The sequence below is a fragment of the Curtobacterium sp. C1 genome, from assembly GCF_021049325.1.
GTDB classification, from domain to species: Bacteria; Actinomycetota; Actinomycetes; order Actinomycetales; family Microbacteriaceae; genus Curtobacterium; species Curtobacterium citreum.
This window is the reverse complement of the sequence record NZ_CP088076.1, coordinates 1,000,900-1,018,659: the sequence shown is the minus strand read 5'-3', so window position 1 is coordinate 1,018,659 and position 17,760 is coordinate 1,000,900. Positions and strand designations below refer to the sequence as shown.

Genomic DNA, 17,760 nt, shown 5'->3' with positions numbered 1-17,760 from the left:
TCCGCGCCGTCAGCGAAGTTGGAGCGTCCGTGCCCGGAGAGAACCTCACCAGAACCGAAGCCCAGGAACGTGCCGCGATCGTCGACGTGCAGACGTACGACGTCGAGCTCGACCTGACCCGCGGCGCCGAGACGTTCGGCAGCACGACGCGGGTCCGGTTCACCGCGACGCCCGGCGCCGCCACGTTCATCGACGCCATCACGAAGACCGTGCACTCGGTCGAGCTGAACGGCACCGCGCTCGACGTCGCCGCCGTGAACGACGGCGTGCGGATCCAGCTCGACGGGCTGCAGGAGCAGAACGAGCTGGTCGTCGTCGCCGACGCGCTCTACACGAACACCGGCGAGGGGCTCCACCGCTTCGTCGACCCGGTGGACGACGAGGTGTACCTGTACTCCCAGTTCGAGGTGCCGGACTCCCGTCGCATGTTCGCGGTGTTCGAGCAGCCCGACCTCAAGGCCGAGTTCTCCTTCACCGTGACGGCCCCGGCGCGCTGGCAGGTCGTCTCGAACGCCCCGACCCCGGAGCCGCACGTCGACGGCGAGGTCGCGACGTGGACGTTCCCCCCGACGGCCCGCATCTCGAGCTACATCACCGCGCTCGTCGCCGGCCCGTACGAGGTCGTGCGCGACGAGCTGACCAGCCGTGACGGCCGGACCATCCCGCTCGGTGTCTTCGCGCGTCGCTCGCTGGCCGAGTACCTCGACCCCGAGTACGTGTTCGAGACCACGAAGAAGGGCTTCGCGTACTTCGAGGAGAAGTTCGACGTCGCCTACCCGTTCGAGAAGTACGACCAGCTCTTCGTGCCCGAGTTCAACGCCGGCGCGATGGAGAACGCCGGTGCGGTCACCTTCACCGAGACCTACGTGTTCCGCTCGAAGGTCACCGACGCCATCAAGGAGCGCCGGGTCGTCACGATCCTGCACGAGCTCGCGCACATGTGGTTCGGCGACCTCGTCACGATGAAGTGGTGGAACGACCTCTGGCTGAACGAGTCGTTCGCCGAGTGGGCGTCCACCATCGCCACGGCCGAGGCCACCGAGTGGACCGAGGCGTGGACGACCTTCCAGGCGATGGAGAAGTCCTGGGCGTACCGCCAGGACCAGCTCCCCTCGACGCACCCGATCGTCGCGACGATCAACGACCTCGAGGACGTCCAGGTCAACTTCGACGGCATCACGTACGCCAAGGGCGGCTCGGTCCTCAAGCAGCTCGTGGCGTGGGTCGGCATCGACGCGTTCTTCGCGGGCGTCTCGGCGTACTTCAAGAAGCACCACCACGGCAACACCGAGCTGCGCGACCTGCTCGTCGAGCTCGAGGCGACCAGCGGCCGCGACCTGTCCGAGTGGTCGAAGCTGTGGCTCGAGACCGCCGGCGTGAACACGCTCCGTCCGGAGATCCAGGTCGACGAGTCCGGCGTGATCACGTCCTTCGCCGTCCTGCAGGAGGCACCGGCCGACCACCCGACGCTCCGCCCGCACCGCCTGGCGATCGGCGTCTACGGGTTCGTCGCCGACGAGACCGCCCCGTTCGGCGCGGACACCGCGTCCTCGGGCGGCAAGCTCGAGCGCACCCACCGCGTCGAGATCGACGTGGACGGCGCCCGGACCGAGGTCCCCGAGCTCGTCGGCGTGCACCGCGGCGACCTCGTGCTGCTCAACGACGACGACCTGGCGTACGCCAAGATCCGCCTCGACGAGCAGTCCCGCCGCACCGCGATCGAGCACCTCGCCGCGATCGCGAACCCCCTCGCCCGGTCGATCGTCTGGGGCGCGATGTGGGACGCGACGCGCGACGCCGAGTCCCCCGCGAGCGACTACGTCCGGCTCGTGCTCGGCAACATCGCGACCGAGACCGAGTCGACGACCATCCGCACGACGCTGTCGCAGCTCCTGCTCTCGGCCCGCAACTACGTCGCGCCGACCAAGGTCGACGCCACCGTCCGCACCGTCGGCGACACGCTCTGGCAGCTCGCCAGCGCCGCCGCCGCCGGGTCGGACGCGCAGTTCCAGTTCGTGAAGTTCTTCGCGCAGATCGCCTCGACGCCGGAGCACGTGGCGACGCTGCAGGGCCTGCGCGACGGTTCGGTCACGCTCCCGGGGCTCGAGATCGACACCGACCTGCGCTGGGAGCTCCTCGAGGGGCTCGTGCTCGCGGGCGCCGCCGGCGACGCCGAGGTGGACGCCGAGCTCGCCGCGGACAAGACCGCGTCGGGCGAGCAGGCCGCGGCCCGCGCCCGTGCGACCATCCCGACGGCCGGGGGCAAGCTCGCGGCGTTCTCGTCGCTGGTCGACTCGGACGAGCTGCCGAACGCCATCGTGCGGCAGACGACGGTCGGGTTCCAGCACACGAACAGCCCGGTCGTGCTCGAGGGACTGGTGTCGGGGTACTTCGACGTCCTCACCCGCATCTGGGCCGAGCGCAGCTACCACATGGCCGACACGATCGTGACGGGGCTCTACCCGGCACCGCTCGCGTCCGTCGAGCTCCGCGACGCCGCGCACGCCTGGCTCGCGGCGCACCCGGAGACCCCGGCGCTCCGCCGCATCGTGTCGGAGAACGTCGCCGGTACCGAGCGCGCGCTGCGCGTCCAGGCGGCCGACGCCTGACCTGCGTCGGACGACCACGCACGGGCGGGGCCTCGGTGATCCTCAGGGGTCGCCGAGGCCCCGCCCTCTAGCATCGATCGGATCATGAACCTGGCTGCGACCTCGACCGACGACGTCCCCAAGTGGATGTCGAACACCTTCACCCAGTTCGTCGACACCTGGCACGTGCCGATCGTCATCGTCATCACGCTCCTCGCGGCGGTCATCGTCCGGCTCGTCCTCCGCCACACGATCAAGGGCGTGGTCGAGCGGGTCGTCACCGGGGCCAAGCGCCGCCAGAACGTGGAGGACACCCAGGCGCTCGTCGCCTCCCCCGTCCAGACCGCCCGCGTCGTGCAGCGGACCCGCACGCTGGGCAGCGTGCTCGAGAACCTGGCGACGGTCGTCGTCGTGCTCATCGCCCTCGCGGTGATCATCCCGCTCGTGCTGCCGAACGCCGCGGTCGGCATCGTCGGCGGCGCCTCGCTCATCGCCGCGGGCCTGGCGGTCGGTGCCCAGAGTATCGTCAAGGACCTGCTGTCCGGGGTCTTCATGATCCTCGAGGACCAGGCGGGCGTCGGCGACGTCGTCGACACCGGGCCCGCGACCGGCGTCGTCGAGAACGTCGGGCTCCGCGTCATGCAGATCCGCGACGTCAACGGCATCCTCTGGTTCGTCCCGAACGGGCAGATCCTGCGGGTCGGGAACCTCTCGCAGGGCTGGTCGCGCGTGCTCGTCGACATCACCGTGCCGTACGACACGGACATCGACGCCGTCCAGGACGCGCTGCTCCGTGCAGCCGTCACGATGTCGCAGGAGCCCCGGTGGCGCCAGCGGATCGTCGAGAAGCCGGAGATCTGGGGCATGCAGTCGATCAGCGACGCGGGCATGGTGTTCCGCCTCGTCGTGAAGACCCGCGCGTCCGAGCTCGACGTGGTCGGTCGCGAGCTCCGGGTCCGCCTGAAGCGCGCCGTCGACGAACTCGGGGTGACCCTGCCGGCGATGGCGATGATCATGCCGGAGGGCTGGGAGAACGCCACCTCGATCAACGGCCTGCGCTCCGTCCGGACGCAGCCGACGCCGGCACCGACGAAGTCGCGCGGGAAGCGTGGCAACCTGTTCGGACGGGCGATCCACACGGACGACCAGGACCGCGACCAGGATCCCGGGAAGGACCACCAGTGAACGACCCGATCCCCAGCCCCGGCTCGGGCCCCGGTGGCGTCCCGGCGCAACCGATCACGCTGCGCGTCGGCGAGCACGGGGCGTCGGCGACCGGTTCGCTCTACGTGCGGATCGGCGGCGCGCCGACGTTCGACCGGCTGGTCCGGCGGTTCTACGAGGGCGTCCAGCAGGACGACGTGATCTGGCCGATGTACCCGGCTGACGACCTCGAGGGTGCGATCTGGCGCCTGTCGGCCTTCCTGCAGCAGTACTGGGGCGGCCCCGGCACCTACAGCGAGGAACGCGGGCACCCGCGGCTGCGGATGCGGCACAACCCGTTCCGCATCACGCCCGAGGCCCGCGAGCGCTGGCTGCACCACATGCACGACGCGGTGGAGTCGCTCGACCTCGCGCCCCTCGACGAAGCCGAGCTCTGGGCCTACCTCGACCGCGCCGCCCACGCGATGACGAACACGTTCGACTGACCGCGGCTCACGTCGGCGACGCGACCAGGAGACGGACGGGAGGATCGTGGCGGGCCCGCCACGATCCTCCCGTCCGTCTGCCCCCGCTGTGAGTGGTGCGGACTACCGGACGTAGGACCCGTCGGCCAGGTCCTCGACCAGGGTCGGCCGCGTTGGGTGCCAGCCGAGGTCGGCGCGCGCGTGCGCGCCCGAGGCCTCCTGGTGGAGCAGCAGGGCGTCTGCGAAGTCGGCCCCCAGGCGCTCGCGCGACGCGTCGACGCTCTCCGCGACGACCGGTGAGCCGTGCGCGCCCGCCTCCGCCACCTCGCGCAGCGTCGGGTTGTCGCCGGACGCAGCCACCACGTAGCCGTCCTGCTCCGCGGCGTGCACCGCGAGCACGTACAGCTCGCCGAGGTCGTCGATGTGCACCGTCGTCCAGCGCTGGGAGCCGTCGCCGACCAGGCGCACCTCGTGCTCGCCGTCGCCGACGAACATCGCCGGGATGCCGGCGCCGCGGCCGTAGACGATGCCGGGCGCGACGATCGTCGTCCGGGCGGCGCTGGCCCGCACGCGCGCCTCGATCGGGGCGCGCCACGCGGTGAGGGCCGGCGGGTCCACCGGCGACTGCTCCGAGATGTCCGTCGAGTTCCCGAACGTGAAGATCCCGCCCGTGTGCACGAAGGGCTTCGGGGTCCCCGCGAGGGCCTCGGTCACGGTCTCCGTGAAGCTCGGGTCGACGTCCGCGGCCGAGGCCGTGTGCACGACCGCGTCGGACTCGTGGGCCAGTCGGCGGACGACGTCGGTGTCCGTGACGTCGCCGACGATCGCGTGGCCGCCCGCGTCCCGGACGGCCTGCGCCTTCTGGTCGGAGCGGACGAGGGCCGTGACCTCGTGCCCGTGGGCGACGAGGGCGCGGAGGACGGAGGAGCCGATGTAGCCGGACGCACCGGTGAGGAAGACCTGCATGCCGTCACCCAACCACGCGTGTCATGGTGCGGGGTGGACGTGGCGGTCTGGTCCGCTCAGGCAGACGGTCGCGGTGGCGGCGTCGTCGGTCGGGCGTCGCTCCGCGCTGGGCGGCTTCGGTTCGGGGTCAGACGCCGAGGGACCAGGCGCGGCGCTTCACGAGGACGTGCCCGCGCGAGGTCGTGAGCCGGCTCCACGGTCCGGTCTCGAACAGCCGGACGGGGTCGTGCCCGAGGAACCCGAGGCTCTCCCCCGCGAAGCCCGCACCGGCCGGCAGGTGCTCGATCCCGGGCACCGGACGGCCCCACACCTCGGACCGGATGCGGCGCACGATCGCCTCGCCCGCACTCGCCGGGACGGCGTCCGCGACCTCGGCGATGCCGTCCCGAGCAGCACGGCGGAGGAGCTCCGGCGAGACGTCCGGCAGCGGCACCCACCCACCGCGAGGCGGGCTGATCGCCGCCCAGGTCACGGTGTGCACCTCGTGCGGGAGCTCGACCTCGATCGGGGTGGCCCGGGTCGGGTCGGCTCCGTCGGCGCGCTCGGCGTCGTGGTGCTCCGCGAGCAGGCGGAGGCGTTCCTGCAGCGACGCGAGCGGCACCACGGCGTCGATCGTCGCGGGCTCGGTGAGCGAGAACGTGCGGAGACCGAGCACCGTCGGCAGCTCGTCGAGCAGGCCGAGCGGGTAGAGGATCGCCGTGTACACCGCGAGGACGCCCGAGTCGGCGACGAGCCGGACGGACCCGTCCTCGATGCGGGCAGCGCGTCCGAGGTAGGTGCGGAGGTCGCCGAGCGAGGCGGCGTCGGGAAGCGTGAACGAGGTGCCCATGTCGGGTCCGATCCTACCGGGGGCCGGTTCGTAGACTGCGGGTGTGAACGGCGAACCCGACTTCCTCAGCACCCTGCGCCTCCAGGACACCGGCGCGAGCACGGGCGAGACGATCCTGACCGGGGCGAGCCACTGGTCCCCCGGCGGGCGGGTCTTCGGCGGGCAGGTCCTGGCGCAGTGCATCGTCGCCGCGCAGGCCACGATCGAGGGCCGGGACATCCACTCGATGCACGGCTACTTCCTGCGCCCGGGCGACATCGACGTCCCGATCACCTTCGGGGTGGAGCGCATCCACGACGGCCGGTCCTTCGCGACCCGACGCGTGCAGGCGTACCAGCGGGGCGTGCCGATCTTCTCGATGATCGCCTCGTTCCAACGCCCCGACGAGGGCGTCGAACACCAGGACCCGTTCCCCGTCGACGTCCCCGAGCCGGAGTCGCTGCCGTCGGCGGCGTCGATCCTGTCCGCGATCGACCACCCCGTCGCACAGGCCTGGGCCGAGCGCTCCATCGACCTGCGGCACGTCGAGGGCCCGGTGTTCGTCGACGTGCAGGGCGAGCGGGTGCCGCACCAGGCGGTGTGGTTCCGGGTGGAGGGGGCGCTGCCGGCCGACCCGGCCCTGCACCGGGCGGTCCTGGGGTACGCGAGCGACATGTCGATCCTGGAGCCGATCATGCGGCGGCACGGGGTGGCCTGGGGAACGCCGGGGGTGAAGAGCGCGAGCCTGGACCACGCGATGTGGTGGCACCGTGACGGTCGCGCCGATGACTGGGTGCTGTACGTGCAGGAGTCCCCGAGTGCGCAGGGCGGGCGGGGACTGGCGTTCGGCCGGATGTTCGCGCGGGACGGGCGGTTGCTGGCATCGGTGGCGCAGGAGGGGATGATGCGCGTCCCGCGGTGAGGGGTGCGCTTCGCGCGGGGCGCGGGGCGCGGCGCGCGGTGCCGCGCCGCAGCGCCGTCTGCACTCGCCGGGCGCCGTTCCGCGGTGCAGTGTGCGCTCGCACAACCGGAAGTGCACCGCGCCGCGGATCGTCATGGTGCGGTGTGCTCCCGGTTGTGCGGAGGCGCAGGTCCGCAGCTGGACCAGGATCGACCCAGCCGGGCTCGGCCCAGCCGGGCTCGGCCCAGCCGGGATCGGCCGGGTCAGGGCCGGGAGAACTCGACCGGCGGCTCGGCGAACTGCTCACACGCGGCACGCTCGACGGGCGTCAGGCGTCGCGGCCGGTTCGTCGCGGCGTCGACCATCACCAGCGCCGTGGTGGCACGGGTGTACAGGACGGCGGGCTCGACGCCGACGGGCGACCAGACCTCGTACGACACGTCGATGCTCGCGCCGCCGATCCGCCCGATCCACATCTGCACGTCCAGCGGTCGGCGCAGGTACGGGATCGACGCGAGGTACTCGAGGCGCTGTGCCGCGATCACCGTCATCGTGCCCGATCCCGGGCGCCCGTCGATGATCGGGTCGGGCAGGTCGCCCTCGCCGTTCGCGTCCGCGGGGTCGTGCCCCCAGAACCCCACGATGCGCGCCTCTTCCAGGAGGCGCAGCATCGCGGAGTTGTTGACGTGACCGTACGCGTCGATGTCGCTCCACCGCATGCGGATCGGAGCGTGCAGTCTCGCCACGGGTCAGTCGCGCGTGAGCTTGCGGTAGGTCGCGCGGCCGGGCTTCGCGGCGTCGGCACCGAGGCGCTCGACCTTGTTCTCCTCGTAGGCCTCGAAGTTGCCCTCGAACCAGTACCAGTTCGGCGTCCCGTCCTCGTTCAGGCCCTCCCACGCGAGGATGTGGGTCGCGATCCGGTCGAGGAACCAGCGGTCGTGGGTGATCACGACGGCGCAGCCCGGGTACTCGAGCAGGGCGTTCTCGAGGCTGCCGAGGGTCTCGACGTCGAGGTCGTTGGTCGGCTCGTCGAGGAGCAGGAGGTTGCCGCCCTGCTTGAGCGTGAGCGCGAGGTTCAGACGGTTGCGCTCACCACCCGAGAGCACGCCGGCCTTCTTCTGCTGGTCCGGACCCTTGAAGCCGAACTGCGACACGTAGGCGCGGGACGGGATCTCGGTCTTGCCCACCTGGATGTAGTCGAGTCCGTCGGACACGACCTCCCACAGGTTCTTGTTCGGGTCGATGCCACCACGGCTCTGGTCGACGTACGAGATGTCGACCGTCTCGCCGATCTTCAGCGTGCCGGCGTCGAGCGGCTCGAGACCGACGATCGTCTTGAAGAGCGTGGTCTTGCCGACGCCGTTCGGGCCGATCACGCCGACGATGCCGTTGCGGGGCAGCGTGAACGACAGGTCGTCGATGATGACGCGCTCACCGAACTGCTTGTGCAGCTTCTCGGCGTCGATGACCTGCGAACCCAGACGCGGACCCACGGGGATGACGATCTCCTCGAAGTCGAGCTTCCGCGTGCGCTCGGCCTCGGACACCATCTCCTCGTAGCGGGCGAGGCGGGCCTTGGACTTCGCCTGGCGGCCCTTCTGGTTGCTGCGGACCCAGTCGAGCTCCGAGGACAGACGCTTCGCGAGCTTGGCGTCCTTCTTGCCCTGGACCTCGAGACGAGCGCGCTTCTTCTCGAGGTAGGTCGAGTAGTTGCCCTCGTACGGGTACAGGCGTCCGCGGTCGACCTCGGCGATCCACTGCGCGACGTGGTCGAGGAAGTACCGGTCGTGGGTCACGGCCAGGACGGCACCGTGGTACTGCTGCAGGTGCTGCTCGAGCCAGAGCACGGACTCGGCGTCGAGGTGGTTGGTGGGCTCGTCGAGGAGGAGCAGGTCGGGCTTCTGCAGCAGGAGCTTGCAGAGCGCGACGCGGCGCTTCTCACCGCCGGACAGGTGCGTGACGAGCTCGTCCCCCGGGGGGCACTGGAGCGCGGCCATGGCCTGCTCGAGCTGGGAGTCGAGGTCCCACGCGTCGGCGGCGTCGATCTCCTCCTGCAGGGTGCCCATCTCGGCGAGGAGCGCGTCGAAGTCGGCGTCCGGCTCGGCCATCAGCGCGGAGATCTCGTTGAAGCGCGTGATCTTGCCGTGGATCTCGCCCACGCCCTCTTGCACGTTCTCGAGGACGGTCTTCGACTCGTCGAGCTCGGGCTCCTGCATGAGGATGCCGACGGTGAAGCCCGGGGTCAGCTTCGCCTCGCCGTTGGACGGCTGGTCGAGACCCGCCATGATCTTGAGGATCGTCGACTTGCCCGCACCGTTCGGCCCCACGACGCCGATCTTGGCGCCGGGGAGGAACGACATCGTGACGTCGTCGAGGATCAGCTTGTCGCCGACCGACTTGCGGGCGCGGACCATCTGGTAGATGTACTCAGCCATATCGCGCCCAGTCTACTGACACCCCGCCGCGTCGGCGCCCCCGGATGTCGGCGCTCCCGCAGGTCACGCCGCTGCCCGCCCCGCTGCGTCGACGTCGTCGGGGTCCGCGCCATCGGCCGTGTCGGCTCCGGTGCCCAGGTCAGCGGGCAGCACCGTCGGCGGCGCGAACTGCCCCTCGAGCGCGACCTCCGTGTGCCGCGCGGCCTCGGCGGGCTCCGGCAGGTCGTCCCGCTGGACGGGCCCGCCGTCGGCGAGCGCCCCGTCGGTCCCGGCACCGTCGTCGGCGCCGTGGACCTCTCCGGTCTGCGGGTCGATCGTCGGCGACGTCCCCGGAGCCGCACTGTGCTCGTTCGCGTGCCGCGGCACGCGGATCCAGTTGCTGATGCCCCACGCGAGGTCGTGGCCGAGTCCCTCGGCGTCGATCTCGACCGAGGTGCCACCCCGGCCGTCGCGTTCCCACGTCCGGATGCGGACGCGGCCCGTCACGACGACGCGGTCGCCCTTCTTCAGGGACTTGTGGACGTTCGCCGCGAGGGAGCGGAACGCGGTGACCGTGTACCAGTTCGTGGCGCCGTTGGTCCACGTGGAGTTCGAGCGGTCCCACCGGCGGGACGGGGACGCGAGCCGCATGCTCGTGATGGCGATGCCGGTGTCGGTGACGAGGTGGCGGGGCTCGGTGGCGATGATCCCGCAGACGGTGATGGTGTCGTTCATGCCTCGATCGTGAGCGAGCCCCGGGGCGCGGAAGCGCCCCGGGGCTCGCCCTGTGGACCGATCATCCGCAGAGGTGGGTTGTGGAGGACGAGTCTCCCCGTGCCTCCAGTCCGGCCCGTCGCGACCATGCGCCGGACCGACGCCCCGACTGGATCAGTGCGCTCGGAACTCCGGCCGGTCCGCGAGCGGACCGAGGGCCGCGTGCACCGCGCCCTTCGCGGACTCCAGCGACGGGTACGTGCCCCCGCCGGATCCCGACCGGCCGTAGAGCTCGACGTGGAACCCGTCCGATGCGCGGTGGATGCTGCCCACCGCGCCGGCCGGTCCGACCGCCACCCAGGTCCCGGTGTTGTCCATCATCGTTCGACCACCTCCTCGTGGCCCCGACGCCCGTGTCTCAGGACGCCAGGATGTACTGACTGTAGGCCTTGCGGACCTTGTTCACCTTGGGCAGTGCGACCGCCATGCAGTAGCCCTGTCCGGGGTTCTTCGCGAAGAAGTCCTGGTGGTACTCCTCCGCACGGTAGAAGGTACCCAGCGGCTCGATCGTCGTGACGATGCCACCGTCCCAGATGTCCGATGCACGCTGGATCGCCTGCTCGAACAGCGCGCGCTGCTCGTCGTCCGCCGGGAACATCGCCGAGCGGTACTGGGTGCCGACGTCGGCGCCCTGCCGGTTCAGCTGGCGCGGGTCGTGGAGCGTGAAGAAGACGTCGAGGATGACGTCCGCGGGGATGACCGACTCGTCGAACGTCACCGCGACCGCCTCGGCGTGGCCGGTGGCACCGGTGCAGACGGCCTCGTACGACGGGTTCTCCGTCGCGCCGCCGACGTAGCCCGAGACCACGTCCTGCACGCCCTGGAGCGTGCGGTACACGGCGTCGAGACACCAGAAACATCCACCTGCGAGCACGAACGTCGTCATGGGGGGAACCTACCTTCCTGGGCTCCGAGGGAGCCGCGATCCGGGTTGCCTCCTCCACAACCCGCACCGGGCCCGAAGTGTTCCCCAGGGGACTCGGGCGCGGCGCGGCTGTCGGTGGCGGTCCGTAGCGTTCCCCGCACACACCGCGACCGACCACCAGGAGGCACCACGTGCAGCGCACCACCGAACCCGCGTTCCGCATCCGCACCGCGCCCGTCGCGCGCAGCCGCGGCGACCTCCGGGTGCTCGACGTCCGCGACGACCTGAGCCGCGTCACCCGCGCCAACGGCGAGGTCGTCGGCTACGTCGACCGGGTGGACGTCGCCGGCGGGACGGCGTACCGCGCACGCCGCTACGTCGCGACCGAACGACGCTTCGTCGAGCTGCCGAACGTGTGGTCCGCCGACGACGCCGTGGACTGCCTCCGGTGGGGTTGAGCGGAAGCGACGGAACGCCGCGCCACCTCCCCGTGACCGGGCTGTTCCGTGCGTAGGGTTCGCCCATGGACTGGTGGAACGAGCTGACCGACTGGACGTCGTCCGACAACGGGTGGCGTGTGCTGTCCGGCGCGATCATCCCCTTCGTGGCCATCGTCGTGGCCGGCATCATCGCCGCGCTGATCGGCCGCGGTGCGACGAAGCGCGTCGTCGCGATGCAGGAGCGCGAGAGCCGGAACGCGGCCGTCGCTGGTGTCGTCTCCGCGGCGCGCAAGGCGGCGACGTGGGGTTCCCTCGGGCACGATGAGCGGTCGTACGCCGACCACCTCGCCGAGGACGCCGACATCCGACTGCGGCTGCTCCCCGTGAGCGGTGCGCCCCTCGCGGCGAACTGGGCGCAACACGAGATCGCCGACATCAAGAAGAACTCGTCGACGTTCAGCTTCCAGGCCGACCAGTCCCTCGCCGAGTTCCGCGACCGGATGCTCGAGTGGCAGGCCCGTCCGAACCGCGCCAAGAAGCTCTTCAAGGCCGACCTCGAGCGCTGGAAGTTCGACTCGCCGGATCCCGACGACGCCGAGCTGATCGCCCGCCAGCAGGACTGGAGCGCGGACCAGCAGGACCGCCGCGAGCAGGACCGGCCGTCCACGCCGGCACCGGCGCCGGCCGCCGAGCGTCCGACCCCGACGACGACCGGTCTGCGACCGGCACCCCAGCAGCCTGGAGGCACGCCCTCCCCCGCCGCGCCCGTCGCCTCGTCCGCCGCTCAGGCACCGGCCCCTGCTTCCGCAGCGGCTCCGGCAACGGCGCCGGCAGCGAATTCCGCGCCGTGGTCCGCGCGCTCCGGCAGCGAGGGCACGAACACCACGCGTGCCTACGGCGAGGGTGAGACCACCCCGCTCGACGGTGCTCCGATCCGTCCCGCACTCGGTTCGCCCGTCGCGTCGCGCAACGACGTGCCGCAGCGACCGGCAGCCTCGGTCGACCGCTCGGACGACGACGCGGTCGACGATCGCGCCGACGACCGCGCCGGGGACCTGTCCGACGACGTCCGTCCGGCCTCGGCCCCGCGCGTCGCCTCCCCCACCGCAGCCGACGCGCACGTGAACCGCGCGACCGCATCGGGTTACGGGACGTCCACGACGAACACCACCTCGATCCCGACGCGCGTCGCCGATGCCCCGGCCGAGCCGACGGACTCGGACGAGACGGACGAGTCGCCCTACACGCAGCCGATCAGCGCGAGTGAGCTCCGACGCCGCGCCGCTGACGACGAGGACTGAACCCCACCACCGGTCTGCAGCCAGAGGCCGCCATCCCGAGACGGATGGCGGCCTCTCGTCGTCGGTGCCCCCGGCAGGAATCGAACCCGCGGCACGGTGGGTAGAAACCACCTGCTCTATCCACTGAGCTACGGAGGCGGACGGCGTCGATTCTAGCCTCGGCGCTCCGCCAGGTGCTGCACGAACCGGTCGACCTCGCGCTGCGTCCGGAGGTGCACGATCCGCAGGTGCGGGGCGGTGTGGACGAGTGCGGGCACCCGCCTCCGACTCTCGTGGCGCACGCGGATCCCCCACCGGACGATGTGGCCCGGGTCGGTGAAGAACGTCCACAGCGGCGGCTCGATGTTCCCGTTCCACAGGGGTGTGCGCCGGAGTCGTCGTCGGAGGGTCCGTCGCACGAGCCGCCACAGGGCGACCGGGACGGGGAGGTCGATCCAGACGAGGGTGTCCGCGCGGGCGGCGAGCATGTCCCGGGCGAGCGTGTACTGCCACTCGGTCACCCAGGTCGGCTCGCTGGTGTACGCCTCGACCTCCTCGAGGAAGGACTCCCGCGGCGTCCAGTCCGGCCCGTGGTAGATCGAGTCGATCTCGGTGTGCCGGATGCCGAGCGCGCGTCCGATGCGTCCGGCGGTCGTGGTCTTGCCGACGCCCGTCGTCCCGGCGACCAGGACGCGGCGGGGCTCCGGGACGAGGACGTCGTCGGCACCGAGCATCCCCCGACCCTAACCCCGCGGCGAGCGGGCGGAAGCGGCTCGCCCCATGCGGTCACCCGCGCACGTTCCGCCCGCTCGCGCTCTCCCGGCGCTGCGCCCGCCGTCCCCCGGCACTTTCCGCTCCGGCCCGGGACCGAGCGGGCGGAAGCTGCGGCCCCGGTGCGCGGACGGCCACTGGTTCCGCCCGCTCGCGCTCCCCCCGCGCTGCGCCCGCCATCCCGCGCACCGAGCGGGCGGAAGCGGCTCGCCCCATGCGGTCACCCGCGCACGTTCCGCCCGCTCGCGATCACCGCCCCCTTTCGCATCCGCGCCCGCGCCCGCGCCCGCGACGCGGAGGGTTCCCCGGCCGTCTCCCTGTCGTTCGTCTCAGGGACACCGCGCCTCCGTACCGTCCGGTGCATGCGCTCCAGCGGAACCGTCGTGGCCGTCGTGCCCGCCCGCGCCGGTTCGAAGGGCATCCCGGGGAAGAACCTCCGGCCCGTCGGTGGGAGGTCGCTCGTCCGCCGTGCCGTCGAGGCAGCGCTCCGCACAGAGACCATCGACACCGTGGTGGTGTCGACGGACGGGGACGCCATCGCCGCCGAGGCCACCGCCGCCGGCGCCATGGTGGTTCGCCGCCCAGCCGAGCTCGCGGGCGACGAGGCGACCTCGGAGTCGGCGCTGCTCCACGCCCTCGACGCCCTCGCCACCGAGAGCACCGACGACGGGCGCGACGAGCACGACCAGCACCGCGACCCAGAGATCCTGGTCTTCCTGCAGGCCACCTCGCCGTTCATCGACCCGGTCGACCTGGACGCCGCGGTCCACCGCGTGCTCGACGACCACGCGGACGTGGTGTTCGCCGCTGCTCCCTCGCACGCCTTCCTCTGGCGCACGGACGCCCAGGGCCGGGCGGTCGCGGTCAACCACGACGCCGCCGTCCGACCGCGCCGCCAGGACCGGGAACCGGAGTACCGCGAGACCGGCGCCTTCTACGTCCTGCGCACGAGGGGCTTCCGAGAGCACCGACACCGCTTCTTCGGTCGGGTCGAACTCGCGGTCGTGGATCCCCGCGGCGCGATCGACGTCGACGAACCGGCCGACCTGGCCCTGGCCTCCTCGCTCGCCCACACCCTCGACCGACCGATCGGCCACCCGACGAACCCGGACGCAGATCGCCCAACGACGAGGCCCGCAGCCGCATCCGGGACCGCCCGTTGGCCCCTCGCCGCCACGACCGACCGGGTCCCGAACCCAGATCCGCACCCGTCCCAACAGAACGGAACCCCATGACCGTCTCCATCGGCACGTCCACCATCGGCGCCGGCCACCCCGCGTACCTGATCGGCGAGATCGGCCTGAACCACAACGGCGACGTCGACATCGCGAAGCGGCTCATCGACGTCGCAGCGGACGCCGGGCTGCAGGCCGTCAAGTTCCAGAAGCGCACCCCGGCGATCTCGACGCCCGAGCACATGAAGCAGACCCCACGCAGCACGCCGTGGGGCGAGATGACGTACCTGGAGTACCGCTACCGCGTCGAGTTCGACCGCGAGCAGTACATCGAGATCGGCGACCACGCGACCCTCCGCGGCCTCGACTGGTTCGCGTCGCCGTGGGACGAGCCGAGCGTTGCCTTCCTCGAGGACCTGAACGTCGTGGCGTACAAGATCGCCTCGGCCTCGGTGACGGACCTCGGGCTCCTCGCGGCCGTCGCGGCGACGGGAAAGCCGGTCATCCTGTCGACCGGGATGTCGACGCTCGAGCAGATCGACCGCGCCGTCGAGGCCCTCGGCACCGAGCGACTGGTCCTCATGCACGCGACGTCGACGTACCCGCTCCCCGCCGAGGAGGCGAACCTCCGCATGATCGACACCCTCGCCGGCCGCTACGCCGGGGTGCCGGTCGGGTACTCCGGGCACGAGCCGGGGCTGCAGATCTCCCTCGCCGCGGTCGCGCTCGGCGCCACGGCCGTCGAGCGCCACATCACACTCGACCGCACGATGTGGGGCTCCGACCACGCCGCCTCGCTCGAGCCGCACGGCCTGCAGACGCTCGCCCGCGACGTCCGGATCATCGAGACCGCGCTCGGCGACGGGATCAAGAGGATCTTCCCCGGCGAGCAGGCGCCGATGGCCAAGCTCCGCCGCGTCGGCGCGTGACCCGGCAGGACAGGCGCGTGAGCCAGCGGGACCGGTGAGCGGGGTGCGCGCGTGAGCGACGGACGTCGCGAGCCGACCGACGGACTGGAGGCGCGCCTCCCGTCCGCCGACCGGCCCCGCGTCCGACGCGTGGTCGGCCTGGTCGACACCGACTCGTTCGCGAAGTGGGGCGCCCACCTGCTCGCCGACGCTCCCGCGCACTGGCAGCTGGAGCTGCTCGTCGTCGACACCCCGAGGTCGGCGAGCCCCGCGCAGCTCCGGTCCGCGTTCCGGGGTCTGGACGGCCGACTCGAGCACCTCGCAGCGGCACCGCCGGCGCCCCTCGGGGTCGACGCCCTCGTCGACCGGCTGCGAGCGGACCCGCCGGACGCGGTCCTGGTGGCGTGCATCGGCCCGGTCGCGGAGCTCCTGGTCGACGAGGTCGTCCGTCGGGTCCCGCGGCGGCCGGTGCTCCTGACGGGGCTGCCCGGCATCTCGTACCCGGCGAAGTGGAAGGGCGTCTTCTTCCGCGCGCGGGCCGACGTGTTCGTGCTGCACAGCCACCGCGAGGTCCGCGCCTACCGTGCCCTCGCGTCAGCGGGCGGGATCGAACCGTCGTTCGCCCTCGCGACGTTGCCCTTCGCCCGCTCGCGGGGGCAGGGCGGGCACGGGGACGAGCGGGCGGGCGGACGGGGCGACGAGCGGGGCAGGGACGCGGTCGTGTTCGCGGCGCAGCCGAGCGTGCCCGCCGACCTCGAGGACCGCCGACGCGTCGTGGACTGGCTCGTCGAGACCGCCCGGCGCCACCCGGAGTGGCGCGTCGTCCTCAAGGTCCGTGCGGCGGCCGGGGAGCACCAGACGCACCGGGAGCAGTGGCCCTACCCGGAGCTGCTGCCCGCCGACCGGCCGGCGAACCTCGTGGTCGAGAGCGGCCCGATGGCGCAGCACCTCGACCGGGCGGTGGCGCTTGTGACGATCAGTTCGACGGCGGTCCTCGAGGCCGTCGCCCGGGGCGTCCCAGCGCTGACGCTGACGGACTTCGGCGTCTCGCGGGCGCTCATCAACGAGGTGTTCGTGGACAGCGGGCTCGAGGGCGACGCGGTCGACCTCGTCGAGGGACGCTTCGGGAACGTCCGACCCGAGTGGCTGCACGACAACCACTTCCACCCGCCCGCGGAGGACGACTGGGCCGACCGCGCCGAGGAGCTCATGGTGCTCCGGGACGCCGGTGCCCTGACGGTGCGACCGGCCGCTCGGCGGAGCGGCGGCGGTGCCCTGCGTCGGGCGTGGGAGCGGAAGAACGCGCTCGGCGCGGCCGACCGGACGGCGATCGGCGTCGTCGCGCTCGTGCTCGGCACGCCGGTGCGGACCGTGAAGCGCGTGCTCCGTCGACTCCGGCGGGTGGTGCTGCGGCCCGGCGCGAGCGACGCGGCCCTCGTGCTGCCGCCCCGCTCCCAGCGGGACGCCGTGGGAGCCGGCAGCGGAGGTACGGGCCGCACCGCCTGACCGGGTGGGCGGTGGGGCGGAGCCGCACCGTGCCTCCAGACCGTTCGTCAGCAGACTGCCGTGACGGGCGGGGCGGACGTCAGAGCGCCTTCGCCACCGCCACCAGCAGCTGGTCGCGGGACGGGACGCCGGGCGAGCGGAAGACCTCGGTGCCGTCCTCGCGCCGGACGATGATCGTGGGCGTCGAGCGGATGCCGACGGCCTCGGCGCCGTCGGGGTCGGCGGCCACGTCGCGTTCGCGCACGGCCAGTCCGGGGACGAGGGCCGCCGCCTCACCGGTGACGCGGCGGGCCGCAGCACAGGGCGCGCAGAAGGCGGAGGTCCACAGGTCGAGTCGCACGGAGGGCACAACGCAGCGAGCGCCGCGTGCACTCCCGATCGGATCGGGGCACGCGGCGCTCGCCGGGTCGAGCCGGGCGGTGTGGCTACTCGCGGTCGAACTCGCCGCTGCGGTCCCCGCGGTCCTGCAGGTCGTCGACCGGGTCGGAGTCCTCGGCGTCGTAGGCGTACTCGACCGAGGTCTGGTCGAGCACCTGACGGGTCTTGGTGGCCTTGTAGGTGAAGGCCGTCTGCAGGCCCTCGACGTCGGCGTACACCGTGACCTGGTCGTCCACCGCGTCGCTCGTCGCGGTGCGGGTGTCGGTCGTCCCGTCGAAGGGGCCACCGTGGAAGATCGCGGTGTACTCGTCGCCCTCGTGGATGGTGATGTCGCTCATGCGTCCCTTGTACCAGGGCC

At 72.1% G+C, this 17,760-nt stretch carries 19 protein-coding genes and 1 tRNA gene; 9 read left to right on the top strand and 11 right to left on the bottom strand.

The genetic code is table 11. The features are described 5' to 3' along the window. Window positions 1–29: 29 nt before the first annotated feature. The 3 genes from pepN (at window position 30) to LQK89_RS04995 (ending at window position 4,237) form a co-directional block, all read left to right on the top strand. Window positions 30–2,609 carry an aminopeptidase N gene (pepN, locus tag LQK89_RS05005; RefSeq protein ID WP_231050372.1) on the top strand — a complete coding sequence of 860 codons (2,580 nt, stop codon included), beginning with the start codon at window positions 30–32 and terminating at the stop codon, window positions 2,607–2,609. 84 nt (window positions 2,610–2,693) lie between these two features. After that, a complete protein-coding gene (locus tag LQK89_RS05000) occupies window positions 2,694–3,773 on the top strand; it encodes a mechanosensitive ion channel family protein (RefSeq protein WP_231050371.1) in 1,080 nt (359 codons plus the stop codon). Between the two features lie 53 nt (window positions 3,774–3,826). Beyond that, window positions 3,827–4,237 carry a globin gene (locus tag LQK89_RS04995; RefSeq protein ID WP_442874063.1) on the top strand — a complete coding sequence of 137 codons (411 nt, stop codon included), beginning with the start codon at window positions 3,827–3,829 and terminating at the stop codon, window positions 4,235–4,237. Window positions 4,238–4,339: 102 nt separating this feature from the next. Here LQK89_RS04995 and LQK89_RS04990 read toward each other — a convergent pair whose 3' ends face one another. Next, window positions 4,340–5,182, bottom strand: coding sequence for an NAD-dependent epimerase/dehydratase family protein (locus LQK89_RS04990; protein ID WP_231050370.1), 843 nt, complete (start codon window positions 5,180–5,182; stop codon window positions 4,340–4,342). A 127-nt stretch (window positions 5,183–5,309) separates the two neighbouring features. After that, window positions 5,310–6,011 (bottom strand): hypothetical protein, encoded by a 702-nt coding sequence (locus LQK89_RS04985; RefSeq protein WP_174778632.1) that lies wholly within the window; start codon window positions 6,009–6,011, stop codon window positions 5,310–5,312. Window positions 6,012–6,054: 43 nt separating this feature from the next. Between LQK89_RS04985 and LQK89_RS04980 the strand changes: the two genes are divergently transcribed. After that, entirely contained in the window at window positions 6,055–6,912 is an 858-nt protein-coding gene (locus LQK89_RS04980; RefSeq protein ID WP_058740438.1) for an acyl-CoA thioesterase, read from the top strand. Between the two features lie 242 nt (window positions 6,913–7,154). Here LQK89_RS04980 and LQK89_RS04975 read toward each other — a convergent pair whose 3' ends face one another. The 5 genes from LQK89_RS04975 to msrA all read right to left on the bottom strand — a co-directional run bounded on the left by LQK89_RS04975 (window position 7,155) and on the right by msrA (window position 10,965). Beyond that, on the bottom strand, window positions 7,155–7,610 hold the full coding sequence (locus tag LQK89_RS04975; protein ID WP_231050369.1) for an acyl-CoA thioesterase: 456 nt from the start codon (window positions 7,608–7,610) through the stop codon (window positions 7,155–7,157). A 30-nt stretch (window positions 7,611–7,640) separates the two neighbouring features. Then, window positions 7,641–9,326: an energy-dependent translational throttle protein EttA gene (gene ettA / locus LQK89_RS04970; RefSeq protein WP_058742559.1), complete on the bottom strand. Its 1,686-nt coding sequence runs from the start codon at window positions 9,324–9,326 to the stop codon at window positions 7,641–7,643. Window positions 9,327–9,389: 63 nt separating this feature from the next. After that, window positions 9,390–10,040, bottom strand: coding sequence for a single-stranded DNA-binding protein (locus LQK89_RS04965; protein WP_231050368.1), 651 nt, complete (start codon window positions 10,038–10,040; stop codon window positions 9,390–9,392). Window positions 10,041–10,193: 153 nt separating this feature from the next. Then, entirely contained in the window at window positions 10,194–10,400 is a 207-nt protein-coding gene (locus tag LQK89_RS04960; RefSeq protein WP_083520052.1) for a hypothetical protein, read from the bottom strand. A gap of 37 nt (window positions 10,401–10,437) precedes the next feature. Then, window positions 10,438–10,965, bottom strand: coding sequence for a peptide-methionine (S)-S-oxide reductase MsrA (msrA, locus tag LQK89_RS04955; protein ID WP_141860682.1), 528 nt, complete (start codon window positions 10,963–10,965; stop codon window positions 10,438–10,440). A gap of 170 nt (window positions 10,966–11,135) precedes the next feature. Here msrA and LQK89_RS04950 point away from each other — a divergent pair, with 170 nt between their 5' ends. Continuing rightward, the gene (locus LQK89_RS04950; protein WP_058742563.1) at window positions 11,136–11,402 is read left to right on the top strand and encodes a hypothetical protein; all 267 of its coding nucleotides are present in this window, start codon (window positions 11,136–11,138) and stop codon (window positions 11,400–11,402) included. A gap of 65 nt (window positions 11,403–11,467) precedes the next feature. Further along, window positions 11,468–12,685: a hypothetical protein gene (locus tag LQK89_RS04945; protein ID WP_231050367.1), complete on the top strand. Its 1,218-nt coding sequence runs from the start codon at window positions 11,468–11,470 to the stop codon at window positions 12,683–12,685. Window positions 12,686–12,750: 65 nt separating this feature from the next. Here LQK89_RS04945 and LQK89_RS04940 read toward each other — a convergent pair. Further along, window positions 12,751–12,823, bottom strand: a tRNA-Arg gene (locus tag LQK89_RS04940). Between the two features lie 14 nt (window positions 12,824–12,837). Further along, entirely contained in the window at window positions 12,838–13,398 is a 561-nt protein-coding gene (locus tag LQK89_RS04935) for an AAA family ATPase (RefSeq protein WP_175326440.1), read from the bottom strand. A gap of 399 nt (window positions 13,399–13,797) precedes the next feature. Between LQK89_RS04935 and LQK89_RS04930 the strand changes: the two genes are divergently transcribed. From LQK89_RS04930 to LQK89_RS04920, 3 genes are read left to right on the top strand one after another with little or no spacing between them, the layout of a single operon-like run. Continuing rightward, complete coding sequence (locus LQK89_RS04930) at window positions 13,798–14,670, top strand: acylneuraminate cytidylyltransferase family protein (RefSeq protein ID WP_231050366.1); 873 nt, start codon at window positions 13,798–13,800, stop codon at window positions 14,668–14,670. Then, window positions 14,667–15,539: an N-acetylneuraminate synthase family protein gene (locus LQK89_RS04925; protein WP_058742749.1), complete on the top strand. Its 873-nt coding sequence runs from the start codon at window positions 14,667–14,669 to the stop codon at window positions 15,537–15,539. Before LQK89_RS04930 ends, LQK89_RS04925 begins: the two co-directional genes overlap by 4 nt. A gap of 51 nt (window positions 15,540–15,590) precedes the next feature. Continuing rightward, window positions 15,591–17,024, top strand: a complete 1,434-nt coding sequence (locus tag LQK89_RS04920) for a DUF6716 putative glycosyltransferase (RefSeq protein WP_231050365.1) — start codon at window positions 15,591–15,593, stop codon at window positions 17,022–17,024. 79 nt (window positions 17,025–17,103) lie between these two features. Here the strand turns inward: LQK89_RS04920 and LQK89_RS04915 are convergent, their stop codons facing one another. After that, a complete protein-coding gene (locus LQK89_RS04915; RefSeq protein ID WP_174778641.1) occupies window positions 17,104–17,364 on the bottom strand; it encodes a thioredoxin family protein in 261 nt (86 codons plus the stop codon). Between the two features lie 85 nt (window positions 17,365–17,449). Continuing rightward, window positions 17,450–17,740, bottom strand: coding sequence for a hypothetical protein (locus tag LQK89_RS04910; protein WP_083520084.1), 291 nt, complete (start codon window positions 17,738–17,740; stop codon window positions 17,450–17,452). Window positions 17,741–17,760: the final 20 nt, after the last annotated feature.